The sequence below is a fragment of the Chryseobacterium sp. JAH genome (assembly GCF_001507335.1).
Lineage (GTDB): Bacteria > Bacteroidota > Bacteroidia > Flavobacteriales > Weeksellaceae > Chryseobacterium.
The window spans coordinates 82,618-97,221 of the sequence record NZ_LMAH01000008.1; the positions used below are offsets into that span (position 1 = coordinate 82,618).

At 35.0% G+C, this 14,604-nt stretch carries 13 protein-coding genes; 10 read left to right on the forward strand and 3 right to left on the reverse strand.

Going from position 1 to position 14,604, the window contains the following annotated elements:
• Positions 1-1,248, reverse strand: coding sequence for a sensor histidine kinase (locus tag AR685_RS15425; RefSeq protein ID WP_059125096.1), 1,248 nt, complete (start codon positions 1,246-1,248; stop codon positions 1-3).
• A gap of 172 nt (positions 1,249-1,420) precedes the next feature.
• Between AR685_RS15425 and AR685_RS15430 the strand changes: the two genes are divergently transcribed.
• The 9 genes from AR685_RS15430 (at position 1,421) to AR685_RS15470 (ending at position 9,900) form a co-directional block, all read left to right on the forward strand.
• A complete protein-coding gene (locus AR685_RS15430; protein ID WP_047446958.1) occupies positions 1,421-1,834 on the forward strand; it encodes a DUF1573 domain-containing protein in 414 nt (137 codons plus the stop codon).
• Positions 1,835-1,996: 162 nt separating this feature from the next.
• Positions 1,997-2,878 carry an SDR family oxidoreductase gene (locus tag AR685_RS15435; protein WP_047446956.1) on the forward strand — a complete coding sequence of 294 codons (882 nt, stop codon included), beginning with the start codon at positions 1,997-1,999 and terminating at the stop codon, positions 2,876-2,878.
• 75 nt (positions 2,879-2,953) lie between these two features.
• On the forward strand, positions 2,954-5,152 hold the full coding sequence (locus tag AR685_RS15440) for a M1 family metallopeptidase (RefSeq protein ID WP_059125097.1): 2,199 nt from the start codon (positions 2,954-2,956) through the stop codon (positions 5,150-5,152).
• Positions 5,153-5,349: 197 nt separating this feature from the next.
• Positions 5,350-6,234 carry a DUF2589 domain-containing protein gene (locus AR685_RS15445; RefSeq protein WP_165592824.1) on the forward strand — a complete coding sequence of 295 codons (885 nt, stop codon included), beginning with the start codon at positions 5,350-5,352 and terminating at the stop codon, positions 6,232-6,234.
• A gap of 18 nt (positions 6,235-6,252) precedes the next feature.
• Complete coding sequence (locus tag AR685_RS15450; RefSeq protein ID WP_059125099.1) at positions 6,253-6,951, forward strand: hypothetical protein; 699 nt, start codon at positions 6,253-6,255, stop codon at positions 6,949-6,951.
• Positions 6,951-7,529 carry a hypothetical protein gene (locus tag AR685_RS15455; RefSeq protein ID WP_059125100.1) on the forward strand — a complete coding sequence of 193 codons (579 nt, stop codon included), beginning with the start codon at positions 6,951-6,953 and terminating at the stop codon, positions 7,527-7,529. The genes AR685_RS15450 and AR685_RS15455 overlap by 1 nt, the downstream gene beginning before the upstream one ends.
• Before the next feature lie 12 nt (positions 7,530-7,541).
• Positions 7,542-8,798, forward strand: coding sequence for a S8 family peptidase (locus AR685_RS15460; RefSeq protein ID WP_052188052.1), 1,257 nt, complete (start codon positions 7,542-7,544; stop codon positions 8,796-8,798).
• A gap of 2 nt (positions 8,799-8,800) precedes the next feature.
• Positions 8,801-9,004: a hypothetical protein gene (locus AR685_RS15465; protein ID WP_059125101.1), complete on the forward strand. Its 204-nt coding sequence runs from the start codon at positions 8,801-8,803 to the stop codon at positions 9,002-9,004.
• Positions 9,005-9,072: 68 nt separating this feature from the next.
• Positions 9,073-9,900, forward strand: coding sequence for an endonuclease/exonuclease/phosphatase family protein (locus tag AR685_RS15470; RefSeq protein ID WP_047446949.1), 828 nt, complete (start codon positions 9,073-9,075; stop codon positions 9,898-9,900).
• A 62-nt stretch (positions 9,901-9,962) separates the two neighbouring features.
• Here AR685_RS15470 and AR685_RS15475 read toward each other — a convergent pair whose 3' ends face one another.
• Both AR685_RS15475 and AR685_RS15480 read right to left on the reverse strand, forming a co-directional pair.
• Positions 9,963-10,649 carry a response regulator transcription factor gene (locus AR685_RS15475; protein ID WP_047446947.1) on the reverse strand — a complete coding sequence of 229 codons (687 nt, stop codon included), beginning with the start codon at positions 10,647-10,649 and terminating at the stop codon, positions 9,963-9,965.
• Entirely contained in the window at positions 10,639-11,958 is a 1,320-nt protein-coding gene (locus AR685_RS15480) for a sensor histidine kinase (protein ID WP_047446946.1), read from the reverse strand. Before AR685_RS15480 ends, AR685_RS15475 begins: the two co-directional genes overlap by 11 nt.
• A gap of 147 nt (positions 11,959-12,105) precedes the next feature.
• On the opposite strand from AR685_RS15480, the gene AR685_RS15485 reads away from it, so the two are divergent.
• The gene (locus AR685_RS15485) at positions 12,106-14,478 is read left to right on the forward strand and encodes an outer membrane beta-barrel family protein (RefSeq protein WP_047446944.1); all 2,373 of its coding nucleotides are present in this window, start codon (positions 12,106-12,108) and stop codon (positions 14,476-14,478) included.
• Positions 14,479-14,604: the final 126 nt, after the last annotated feature.

Consider the following 14,604-nt stretch of genomic DNA (forward strand, 5'->3'; position numbering starts at 1 on the left):
TTAAAACGGGAAAAACAGAGTTGTACTAATTCCAGCATCTTTATTGTTCTCGACAGATATTTTCCAGTGATGCTGCTGAACGATTTTTTTTACATAAAAGAGCCCTAATCCGAAACCATTAATCTCGTTACTTTTATTGGTATTGACTCTGTAAAATTTATCAAAAATATAAGGAATATTTTTGGCAGGAATTCCCATTCCGTTGTCTTTAAACTTTAAATATAATCCTTTTGAATCTTTTTTGGAGGAAATAATAATGTTGGGTTTTGTTTCGCAATACTTGACCGAATTGTCTAAAATGTTGTAAATGATATTGGTAAAGTGAAAATGATCTGCCATTACTGAAGTATTCGGTTCAATATCAATATCAATATGAAGTCTTTCGTTTTTGTGCTGCATATTTTCTGCAATCTCCTCAATAAATGGTAGAAGCATGATTTTTTCAGTTTTTAGTGAAAGTCCTGCAGAATCATTTTTGGCAATATTCAGTATCTTCTCAATGTGATTGTTCAGCTTATGACTTTGATCAATAATAATGGAAGTGTAGGTCTGAAGTTTAGAATTCTGCTGTACGATTTCCTGCTTGTTGAGCGATTCAGTAGCCAAAAGAATTGATGACAGGGGAGTTTTGAACTCATGGGTCATATTATTGATGAAATCACGCTGTAGTTCTGAGAATTTTTTCTGTTGAATAATCGTATAAATAGAATAAACATACACCAGTAAAATGATAATGAGTGCAAAAGTAAGCAGATACCAAAAACGTAATGAGCTGATAAGATAAGTTGTTTTATCAGGAAAACGTATCGAGAAATAGTACGTAAGATTTTTATGTTTCGGAAACTGAATCACCTTTTCACTTGGTTCTTCCTGATGACTGCTCATGTATTTTCCGTAGATCATCTGATCACTGTGACAGTTGTACAAAGCATAAACATAATCTGTGTTGATCTGAAATCTCGTGAATTCTGTTTTCAGATAATGCTCAAGAACAGTGGGATGAAATTCGTTATTAATGTTGACGACATAATAATCATTGGCAACAATCTGCACCGGATTTTCTGTAAAAGAGGTTTTTCCTTCAGACATTTTGTCGACGACCTCCATCAAAGCAATATTAACTTTTTGGTTGAATTTTGTGTCCTCAAGATTATATGCCTGTCTTGTCCATAATAATTGTGCTATCAGAATTCCTATAATAGCGACCAGACCAAGGGTAATAATAATATTGAGTTTCTTTATTTCCATTTAAAGGAACAATATTATCCAAAAATATCTATTAATCTTCGATTATTAACAACTCGTTAACAAATGTTTGATAGCGGTTAACAAATTGTTAGGTCAATCGGGTTTATCTTTGAATTATCAAAAAGGAAACAGTGGGTTTCTTTAAATTTTATTAAACATTAAAATTATATTCATGAAAAATTTAAAAATTACAGCATTACTTGCGGTTATGGCATTTTCACCATTTTATGCTAATGTATTCCCAGTTGAAGGAACTTCTTTAGTTAAAGCAATTGCAGAAGCAATCAAATGGAAATCAGAATCTATTGACGTAGGAAACATTCCTCAGGGAAAACCAAAGTTGATCAGATTTGAATTCACCAATACTTCTTCAAAACCAATTATTGTTGAGAATGTGGCTCCATCATGTGGATGTACAACTGCAGATTACTCAAAAGAGCCAATCATGCCAGGTAAAAAAGGTTTCGTTGAGGCAAGCTATAATGCTGCAAGCCCAGGTGCTTTTGTGAAAACTGTAAACGTTACTACAAGTGACAGTAAAACTCCAAAGACTCTTTCTTTCAAAGGAACGGTTACGGCTTCGTAGATAAATTTAAATATATAAAAGAACAGCTGATAATTAATTATCGGCTGTTTTTTGTCTTTATATTTTCCTTTTTTTCGCATAAATAGTATTTGTAACATTATTTATCAGGAAATTTTAAGCCTCATCCGTTTAATATTTGTTATTTTTAGAAAAAATAAATATATGAATCAATATACTCAACCCATGTTGCGCGAAGACGCTCTGAAAGGTAAAGTTGCCATTGTAACCGGCGGCGGAAGCGGCCTTGGAAAAGCGATGACTAAATATTTTCTTGAGTTGGGAGCAAAAGTGGTGATTACTTCAAGAAATCTGGAAAAATTGTATGGAACTGCAAAAGAACTGGAAGACCAAACTGGCGGAAGGGTGCTTTGTGTTGCCTGTGATGTAAGAAACTGGGATGAAGTGGAAGCAATGAAAGAAGCAACCCTGAAAGAATTTGGAAGAATTGATATTTTATTGAATAACGCAGCAGGGAATTTCATTTCGCCAACAGAACGACTCACTCATTCGGCTTTTGATTCTATTTTAGATATTGTTTTAAAAGGGACGAAAAACTGTACACTTTCCATCGGAAAACATTGGATTGATTCCAAAACACCGGGAACGGTTTTAAATATTGTCACCACTTATGCGTGGACGGGTTCTGCATACGTCGTTCCGTCTGCCTGTGCAAAAGCAGGAGTTTTGGCAATGACGAGATCTTTGGCTGTAGAATGGGGGAAATATAACATTCGTTTTAATGCGATTGCACCGGGACCGTTTCCTACGAAAGGAGCATGGGACAGATTGCTTCCCGGAGATATGAAAGACCAGTTTGACTTAGCCAAAAAAAATCCGCTTAAAAGAGTAGGGGAACATCAGGAGCTTGCCAATCTTGCCGCTTATCTTGTTTCAGATTTTTCATCTTTTGTGAATGGTGAAGTGGTTACCATTGACGGTGGAGAATGGTTACAGGGAGCAGGAGAATTTAATATGCTGGAAGATATTCCGCAGGAAATGTGGGATGCACTGGAAGCTATGATTAAAGCCAAGAAATCAAATTAATTAAAATAAACTAAATTAGATTCCTGAAGTTGTAACAATTTCAGGATTTTTTTTACCAATCAAAAAATATTTTAAATGAATTTTAAATTTCCCGCCATTATTTCTACGGTAGCCGTAATGCTTTTTGCAAATTCTGTCTATGCTCAGGAAGCTCCGAAGTATGATTATGTAGAAGCGTTCAAGCCATTCTTTTATTCTCAGACAGGTACTGAAACTCGTTCAGCAAGCGGACAACCGGGACATGCGTATTGGCAGAATTCTGCAGATTACCATCTCAACGTGATCCTGAATGATGTTAAAAATGAAATCACAGGAACAGCTGAAATTACTTATACCAACAACAGCCCGGATAAAATGAGCTTTCTTTGGTTGCAGTTGGATCAGAATTTATTTGAAAAAGATTCTAGAGGAAACGCTTTAGTACCGCTTTCAGGAAGCAGAAACGGAGCAAAAGGTGAAGCCTTTGATGGAGGATATAAAATTAAATCAGTAAAATATGATGGTAAAGATGTAAAATATACCATTACTGATACAAGAATGCAAATTGACCTTCCGCAAGAATTAAAAGCAAAAGGAGGTGTTGCAAAAATTAAAATAGAGTATACCTTTTTGTCTCCGCAATACGGCTCAGACAGAATGGGAGTTCAGGACACCAAAAACGGTAAGATTTTTACGATAGCACAATGGTATCCGAGAATGTGCGTTTATGATGATGTTTTGGGTTGGAATACAATGCCTTATTTAGGAGCATCCGAGTTCTATCTTGAATATGGAAATATTACCGCAAATATTACTGTTCCGGCTAATCATTACGTTGTTGCTTCCGGTGAACTTTTAAATGAAAAAGAAGTGTATTCAAAAGAAGAAAACAGTCGATGGTCACAGGCAAGAAATTCAGACAGAACTGTTATGATAAGACCGGAATCTGAGATTGGAAAAAACAACGCTTCAGGAACGAAAACATGGAAATTTAAAATCAGTCAGACCCGAGATTTTGCGTGGGCTTCTTCTTCTGCGTTTATTGTAGATGCAGCCAAAATCAATCTTCCAAGTGGTAAAAAATCGTTAGCCATCTCTGCTTATCCGGCAGAAAGTGCAGGCGAAAAAGCTTGGGGAAGATCTACGGAATATACTAAGGCGGCTATCGAGCATTATTCGGGGAAATGGTACGAATATACATATCCGGCGGCAACCAACGTTGCCGGAAATGAAGGAGGAATGGAGTATCCGGGAATCGTCTTCTGTCATATGGATTCTAAAGGTGAAGAACTTTGGGGAGTAACCGATCATGAGTTTGGACACAACTGGTTCCCGATGATTGTAGGTTCCAACGAAAGGCTTTTTGCATGGATGGATGAAGGTTTCAACACTTTTATCAACGAATTGTCTACCGAAGCTTTCAATAAGGGCGAATATTATTCTAAAAAGAATATCGCTCAAATGGGAACTTATGTGATGAGTGATCAATTCGAACCAATCATGGTAGGCCCCGATAATATGAAAGAAAATAATATCGGAGTTTTAGCCTATTACAAACCTGGAATGGGATTGGGAATTTTGAGAGAGTCTATTTTAGGCCCCGAAAAATTTGACAAAGCTTTCAGAACTTACATCGACCGTTGGGCATTCAAGCATCCAACACCTTGGGATTTCTTTCATACCATGGAAAATGTGTCGGGAGAAGAATTAAACTGGTTCTGGAGAGGTTGGTTTATCAATAAATGGAAAATCGATCAGGCAGTTAAAAATGTAAAATACATCAATGGTGATTTCAAAAACGGAGCGCAAATTACTGTTGAAAATTTAGGGCAATTGCCAATGCCGACAACGATTCAGGTTAAATTTAAAGATGGTACTGAGCAAATTGCAAAATTACCTGTAGAAATTTGGAAAAGAAATACAGAATGGACATTCAAATTAAATTCTACAAAAGAAATCGCTGAGGTAAAACTAGATCCTAAATCTGAAATTCCTGATGTCAATCCTAAAAATAACTCATGGTCTTCTGCAGATGCCAAAATGTTGGAGAAAATCAATGTGAAAGATTTTACGGGGACTTATGGGAACAAAGAAATTAATTTAAAACTTACCTTCAAAGAAAAAGATAATCAGCTGTTTGGTCAGGCTGCAGGTCAGCAAGAATTTCCTTTGGAATATATTGGCAACAGTACTTTTACTTTCGAGCAGGCTCAGATTTCAATGGTTTACAGTAAAGATAAAAAGACGATCGCATTTACTCAAGGTGGTAGAGAATTTAAATTTATCAAAGAATAAAAGCAGATTTAGCTCTTTTAGGATTTTAATATATATATCCTGATAATCATAAAAAAAGTAGATTTTCCATGACGGAGAATCTACTTTTTTATTTAGGGTGATTTCACCTTTTGTTTTTAGTGTAATTCCTGTAATGTTTTCATAATTAGTGATATAGATTTGTACTACAAAATATGATTAACCAAAAAACAAATCAAATGGAAACATTAAAATCGGTGTTGGAAGCCAACCACACCAAAAAAGCAAAGAGTGAACTGATTGACCTTTTATCAGGTGTAGAAAAAGTGCTTACTCCAAGTGTGTATGATAAAATTTCTGGGGTAGAAATTTCTGAACTCAAAAACCTCTCCCTGAAAGACCTTCTTTCAATCGTTGAGCAATTCAAAAACAGCTATGACGAAAAATGGGAAAAGTCGCTCTCCAATGCATCATCGGAAGTGCTTAAACTAATCTCCCTGAAAATGGCGGCTGATGACGAAATTTTTAAAACTTCAGACGCAGCAAATGCAGATTTTGCCGCAGAACTGGGCAGTATAGATTTTGCAACCATCATCGGTGGACCTTTGGATGCATGTGTAAAAGCTCAGTCGAATGCTTCAATTGCCACAGTAAGTTTTATCAACGAAGTTGGTTTTGAGCTTTCTGATCCTAATGATCCGGCAAGTGCGAAAAAACTGAGAATGGCAGATTTTAAATACAAAAAAAATGCGCCAAATCCTGATTACATCAGCGAAACAGAAACTCCCGACGAAGAACCGATGATTCCTACAGATGTAGAACTTTCTGTTCCTTTTATCGCTTTGCTGAATGTTCCGAGCTTTAGAATTGAGTCTTGCGAGGTTGATTTTAATGTTAAATTAAATTCCACCTATACTAAAAATGTAAGTGACGAATTTGGTTTAAAAGTGGGCGCCTCCGGTGGATGGGGACCTGTGAAACTGAGTGTAGATGTTTCTTATAAAAGATCTTCGAGCACAGGAATTAATGTAGAAAAAGAATATTCTTTAGGCGTAAAAGTAAGAGCGACCAATGATGAAATGCCTGCAGGCTTAGAAAAAGTTTTAGGAATATTGGCTCAGTAATTTCTAAATTTTACGATCATGATCAAATTATCAGATTACCTGGATTATCTCAACAATGAGATAATTCAGGCTCGTAAAAGAGCAGACGAAAATGCTGTCGCAATTGCCAAAGAATATGCAAAACATCCGTATCTGAAGTTCTTTACTGCGCCGAGATATGCTTTGCCAAGTGTAAAAATGGACATTCCTCTGAAAATTACCGATATAGATTCTGATTCTAAATATAATTTTAAACTTAACGAAGATCAGCTTATCGGAGAAGTGAATGAGAGAATTCGTTTGGTTAACAGAGAGAAAAAACTCAACATTTCTGAGATTACAAAAAAACAGATTCAAAATGATGATTTTAAAACACTGTTTAAAAAATTGGAGTCCAATGATCAGAAATTTGGAAAGCTACCTTCAGCTGAGGTCATAAAAATTGATCTGAAATCAAAAATACAGATTTTAAATACAGGAATTTTCAGACCTCAGGACGGAAGCACGGATGAAGAACTGAATGAGCTCAAAGATATTTTTTCTAATGTTTTGCTGAGTAAATACACACTCGTCAATTCTAAGCTCAACAATATTTATATCGATCCGAACACAAACTCTGCGGAAGATAAAGACAAGCTTTTTATCAATTTGCAGGTAACGATGGAAGCCGAGGGTATCAAGGTGCTCTCCTACAAAGATAAAGACGGAAACGAGGTCGAACAGATAACTTTCGAGTAATGCAGGAACTTGTACATCATAGCACGCAGACTTTAGAGTTTCATTTGGATAAACTCAATAAAGTGCAGGAGTTGTATTTATCTAAATCTTTTGATTTTGATGCTCATTTTGAAAGTTTTCTTCATGATCTTTTCGATTACTTTAAAGCGAAAGGAAATACGACGTACGAATCTGAAGTTTTAAAAATTATGAGCACAGTTTCTACCGTAAAACGTGGTTTTAATCCTGTAAAGATGGAGAAAGTGAACGTAGGAAAAAGAGATCTCGTCTCTGGATTTTCTTTTAACGGAATTGAAAATATTCACGGATTTCTGATAGATCTATTGTCTAAGGAACGGAGAAAATTAGAGGAATCAGAAGAGTTACTTTCTGGGTTGATCATTTCCATGTATCAAAACGGAATTTTAGATGACGATAAAATTAAAGAACTCCATACAATTTCAAAAATTGAAACATTTTGGAATCAGTTGCTTCCGCAGAATACTACGATTGCGGGAATCAATAAAAAACTGAGACTTACTCTATTGGCGGAAGATATTTATCTGATCCTCGAAAAAATATTCGCTAAAATATCATAAAACTAAATAACCATGGAAAAAGAAAGATATATCGTCCTGCTTAGAAATCAGGAGAAAAAGTCCCTTAAAAAAGTGGAAAATGAACTTCAGGTAAGCATCACTTCCTCAGAATTTCTTTCAAAGGATAACCGGTCTTTTGAAGTTATTGATAGTGATAATGGAGTTTTGTATAAAAATCTGGGAGTGGTCGTTGTTGAAAATATGGATGAAGATCAGCTTAAAAAAGCAATGATAGACGAGTCGAATCCTATCATTTATTTTGAAAAGGAACGAGAGTTTTTTCCTGCAGATGAAAGGAAAATTATCAGCGAACTAAAGAAAAAATCCGCAGAATTTTCAGATAAAATTAATGAACTCGAGCAATACCTAAACAATAAACCTATTCCACCCAAAAATTTTGTGGAAATGGAATGGGGACTGAAAGCTGTAGGAATTGAAAACGCATTATATACAGGAAAAGCAATTGACCTTTGTATTTTAGATACTGGGTTGGATCTATCGCATCCCGATTTTGCATCAAGAGACATTGAAGGTAAATCATTCATCGAAGGAGAAGAATGGAACAAAGATCCAAATGGGCACGGAACGCATTGTGCAGGGATTTCTGCAGGAAATTTAAGAGCCGATACAGGAAAACGTTATGGCATAGCCAAAGATTGCAATCTGAAAATCGCCAAAGTTCTGTCAAATAAAGGTTCAGGAACCACCAGCAGTGTTGTTGATGCTATCGATTGGGCAATTTCTAAAAAATTCAAAGTGCTGTCACTTTCACTTGCCGCTCCAGTACAGCTAAACGAAAAACCTTCCATACTTTTTGAAACTGTAGGCATAAGAGCGCTTGAAAATAACTGTCTTATCATTGCAGCAGCAGGAAACGACAGCAGTAGACCTGCTATTCCGAAACCAGTTTCTGCGCCTGCAAATTCTATTTCAATTATGGCGGTTGCAGCAATTGACGGACAAATGAGAGTAGCGAAATTCTCAAATGGTGGTTTGAATCCGTCAACCGGCGGAAATATAAACGTCTGTGCTCCGGGAGTTGATGTTTTTAGCAGCTATCCTAAAAACGCAAAAAACAAAAACTATTATTTCGGTTTAAGCGGAACGAGTATGGCAACTCCTCATGTTTCCGGACTTGCAGCCTTATATATGGAGCAGTTTCCTGATAAGACCGCAAAAGAAATCTGGGAATTGATAGAAACCAATGCAAAACCCATTGAAGGTTTGAAATACAGAGATATCGGAAGCGGCTTAATTCAAATAATTTAAAAATGAAAATCTACTTGGCTGTTCTTAAAAAAGATATTAATGTGGAGGAATTTAGACGAAGTCTTAAAGAAAAAAAAATTGAATTTTTGGATCATTATAAAAGTATAGGAATTATAAAATTGCAAAGTGATAACAAAATTTCCGAAAAGGACTTTGAAAAATTTTGCGAAAGCATCGAAGAAGATCAAGATAATTTAACACTATAATTAATATAATAAAGCTTTTCTGTAGCAGAGAAGTTTTATTTTTGTTTTTTAATTCTAAATTAAATATTATGAATTTCAGATTTTCAATCGTATTGCTGATGTGTTTTGCACTAAGTTTTTCTCAGGATCTCAAGGTAATGAGCTTTAATATCAGACTGAATGTCGATTCCGATAAGGAAAATGCATGGCCGAACAGGAAAAAGGATGTTGCAGATTTATTAACGTATTATCACCCTGATTTTTTTGGTGTTCAGGAAGCGCTTCCAGAGCAAATGAAAGATATAAAAATGGATTTGCAAAATTACGATTATGTGGGTGTTGGAAGAGATGATGGCAAAGAGAAAGGAGAGTTTTCTGCAATCTTTTATGATACCAAAAAACTCCAAATTGTGAAATCTGGAACATTTTGGCTCTCTGAAACTCCCGAAAAACCTTCAAAAGGTTGGGACGCAGCTTTAAACAGAATTTGTACTTACGCTGTTTTTAAAGATAAAAAGTCTAAGAAAGAATTTCTAGCAATGAATATTCATTTTGATCATATCGGAAATATCGCAAGAGTGAAATCTTCTGAGTTGATCCTGATAAAAGCAAAAGAATTAAATCCTAAAAATTTTCCTTTGGTTCTAACGGGAGATTTTAATTTAACCGAAGATTCGGAGCCTGTGAAAATTCTATCTCAAAATTTGGAAGATACTTTTTACCATGCTGAAAAGAAACATTATGGTCCTGTTGGAACGTTTACAGGTTTCAATGTCAATGAAGTTCCGAAAAACAGAATCGATTATATTTTTGTGAAAGGTTTTAAAATAAAATCTCACCGACACATTAACGACAGACGAGAAAATCTGCTGTATCCATCGGATCATTTTCCGGTTTTGACAGATTTGCAGTTTTAAAAATAATTAAATAAATGATTAGCTTTGTTCAAATCGGATGAAGCTAATTTTTTATACAAAATTTATCTTTCAGGAAAATTGATTTCGAAGCCAATGCCTCTTACTGAAAGAATTTTTATAGTGGGGTCATTATTCAAGTATTTTCTAAGTTTGCTGATGAAAACATCAAGACTTCGTCCTGTAAAATAATCATTAATTTCCCATAAATTATCAAGAATATCATTACGCTTGATCATCTGATTATTGTGCTGTGAAAGATAAATTAACAGATCTTTTTCACGCATGGTTAAACGGATATTTCCTGTGGGGTGAATGAGTAACAGCTTGTCTGAATCTAAAATATAGTCTCCGATTTTCAGCTGAGTGTTTGGGTTATTCGATGTGGTTCTTTTCAGAATATTCTTAATTCTTAAAATCAATTCTTCAGGATCACAAGGCTTTGCCAAATAATCATCTGCACCAATTTTCAGACCTGTTAGTCGGTCGATTTTTTGATTTTTAGCGGTTAAAAAAAGAAGTGGAAACTGTGGTTTCTGTTTTAAAATGATTTTCGCCAGAGAAAAGCCATCCATTTTCGGCATCATAATGTCTAGAATACCGATGTGATACGGGAAATCTGAAGTTAAAATAGTGACAACATCTTCCGGATTCTGAAACCAAACAACCTCAAAATCTTCCAATTCCAGATATTGTTTCAGAATCATCCCAAAGTCAGAATCATCTTCTACCAAAAGAATTTTAGTATTCATAAGGCAATTTTATTTTAAATTGTGTTCCGACTTTTATTTCACTTTTTACATCTATCTTCCCGTGATATTTTGAAACTATTTTCTGGACAAAATAGAGTCCTAATCCTAAACCTTTCGTGTTGTGAATGTTATTGGATTGTATTCTGTAGAATTTTTCGAAAATACTTTTTACTTCGTTCTTCGCAATTCCTTCTCCGTTATCAGCAATGTTTATTTCTAAATGTTTTTCTTGGTCAGTGATATGGATGTCGATTTCAGAAGCACCATATTTTACACTGTTTTCGCAGAGGTTTTTAATGATGGTTTCCATTAAGTTTTTATCAAAAGGAAGTTCCTTTTCAACATTATTTTGAAGTTTAAATTCATACTCAGGATATGTAAATGCCAGATCCTGAATGAAAAAGTCCCAATCTTTAGGTCGGATGAAAATTGTTTCCTCTGTGTTTTCTTCTTTGTGAATCTGAACAAGCAGATTTTCGAGACGAGTAATCTGTCGATCAATTACCGGTAGGATTTCTTGACTAAGATTCTTTTTAAGAGTCTTTGAAGCAATCTTTAAAGTAGCAATCGGTGTTTTGAACTCATGTGAAATGTTATCGACTACAGTATGCAGAACCTCAATCTGTTTTCTTTGCTTAATCAGATTTTTAATGGTGAAAATATATAAGACTAAAACACTTGTAAGCAAAGCAATACAGCATAAAAAAAGTAAAGTTAGCTCTCTGAAGATGACTGTTTTTATATTTAAAATTTCGTATCCCGTTGTGCTTTTTACCGAGAAACTGTCATTTCTGGTTACTGTTTTATTGTCAGAATTGGTCGATTTTGAAGTGGTTTCCCAGGTTCCTGTGTTTAAAATCCCTGCTTTCTTTACTTTTTTTTCAGTTTCGTAAATCACGATAGGCTTTGTAATAAGATTTGTTTTTGTGGGATTGAAAATAATAGAAGAGTATTCAATTTTTACGGCAACTTCGAAGCCTTCATCTCTAAACTGATCATCCACGTATTGGCTGAACTCTTCTTCGGTGGCAATCCTGTTTTTATCGAAAAGATTCAGAAATTCATCACGGGTAATTTTCTTGTTTTTAAAACTGATCAAAATGGCTTGTACTGTATCATCGTGTACTCTTTTTAGTCCACCTTTGTCTTCTAGGCGATCTGTATAATCTGTCAGTCTTTTATGTACTGTACGGTATATTTCACGCTCTTTTACCTGATAGGTTTTGTACATAAAGTACCCCTGAATCCCCAAAAGAAGAAGGAATAAAGTAGCAAACAGAGCGATAAGATTTTTGCTTTTTGAAATCATTAAAACAAAGATAAAGTATTCATGTTTTCCCCAACAGACATTAACCCTTCATTAACCTTCCATTAACCTAAATTCTTTTGGGCATTGCAGACTTTTGTACAAGAAGAAATAGAATTTTCTGACTGTTAAAACTTTAAAAAAATCCTCATGTATAAATTTCTCATTGCATTATTCTTTCCGGCCCTTTTGTTTTCGCAAAAAAGTAAGATCGAAGGCACGATTACAAACATTCAAAACGAAAAACTGCCATTAGTTTCTGTAGAAGTTTACAATTCGCAGAATGTTTTATTAAAAACGGTAACCACCAATGAAAACGGAAATTTTGTGTTGGAAGGCATCAACGAGAACAATGTAAAATTAATCATCAAAGATTTAGAATATGCTCAGTTGGAAAAAAATCTGAACTTGGATGAGCAAAAAGAAAGCTTACAGATTATCCTCAGAAAGGATATTCAGGAAATTCAGGAAGTGGTGATGACCAAACAGAAACCTTTGGTGAAAAGAAAAATAGACCGTTTAGAATTTAATGTAGAAAACAGCAATATTTCGTCACTGAATGCCTGGGAAATCCTCAAAAAAACTCCGGGAGTCACCGCCGGAAACGACGTTTTGGCCATCAAAGGTAGTCAGAGTATCATTGTAACCATTAATGATAAAAGAGTGATGCTCACAGGTGATGAACTGAAAAATTTACTGGAAAATACTCAGGGTGATGAAGTAAAGTCTGTAGAAGTTATCACCAATCCGCCTGCAAAATACGAAGCTTCGGGAAGTGCGGTTCTCAACATCGTGATGAAGAAAAATAAAATTGAAGGATATCGTGGTGTTCTGAGCTCAAAATATATTCAAAGTCAGTATGCAAAAGGAATAGCTGGACTTTCTCAGTATTATAAAAAAAATAAACTTTCGGTGATGGGAAGCTACTATTTCGGAAGCGGAACCTATTATCGTGAAGGTACAGATTACGTAAATTACGTTGAGGATCAGACCCGATGGATCAGTACAATGAATAGGAAGGATGAGAACATGAGCCAGAATACTGTCAATCTTAATCTGGAATATGAGATCGACAGTTTGACGAATGTGAGTTTAAATTATTCAGGATTTATTAGTCCAAAATCCTTTGGAACTTACACCGTGCCGACTTTGATTTATGACATACAAAATAAAGTGGAATCCAATTATACAACCATCAATGATCATCATTCCAGAATTATCAATAATTCGCTAAGCATTCAGGCAGACAGAAAATTAAATGAGAAAAGTAAGTTAACCTGGACGAATTACTTTGCAGGAAACAATGCACAGAAATATCAGGATGTCCTAACTTATCTTGATTTTGTGAACCAGTCTCCAACGGAAAGTAATTTTGTAACTAATAATAAAGGTGATGTTAAACTCTATTCTACACAAGCAGATTATCAGTGGAAAAATGAAAAGTGGGAAGTAGAATCCGGTGGAAAATACAGCTTTGTAAAAACCAACAGCCAACTCGATTTTGCGGATAACGAAAACGGAGAATTACAATACAGATCTGATAAAAGCAACGTTTTTGATTATAAAGAACACAATTTTGCACTTTATACTTCATTGGCCTACAATCCCGGGAAATGGAATTTCAAAGCAGGATTGCGAGCAGAAAAAACAGATCTGGAAGGATTGGTTTCAGAGCCATTTGAAGTGAATAAAAACAATTATTGGAAATTCTTTCCTACACTCTACGTACAATACACGACCTCCAGTGATCATCAGTTCGGGTTGTCTTATGGAAAACGTATCAGCAGACCTTCTTATTCTTGGCTCAATCCTGCGAAATCATATTACAATTTGTTCTCTTATTTTCAGGGTGACCCAAAATTGAAAGCGACTATTATCCATAACCTCAATTTTACCTACACCTGGAAAGAATGGAATCTGGATTTGTATTACAGAAAAGAAATTTTCCCGTCAATGGAAATCTCGTATCAGGAGCCAAGCACCAACAATTTGATTTATAATTTTACCAATATTGAAAAAGGTCAGGCGTTTGGATTAAGTGTCTATAAAAATTTTCAAATCAAATCCTGGTGGAGTCTGAGTTTGTCTGAAAACCTTGAGCACAACGAAAATTATTTTATCGGCGTTGACGATATTTTGTATAAAAACAAGGTCTGGAACTGGGTTTCTGACATTTCCACAAATTTCACTTTAGACAAAAACAGTGACTGGAAATTAGAATTGGGACATCGTTACAACTCGCCATCCATTCAGGGTACATTTAGAATTTCAAGCTCTTCGTCTGCATACTTGGTCATGAGCAAGAAGTTTTTCGACAAAAAGCTTGAGGCAAGTCTCGTTTTTAATGATATTTTTAGAACATCAGGTGAAAAGGTGAAAACCAAATATGCCAATCAGGATAACTATTTCATCGATTACCGGGATACACAAAGTGTTTCTGTTTCTGTGAAATTTAATTTTGGAAATCAATCCGTGAAAAATGCTAAGGCAATTAAAAAAGCTGATGAACAGGGAAGAATGTAGATTTTCACCAGCTCAGTTTGTACATTTGAGAGCTATTTCATTAGGGTAATTTATTTAACCGCCTTTTAATCTTTCAAAAGTCTTTATTACATTTTCCCTATTTTTGAAATTCATTATTTAAAAATT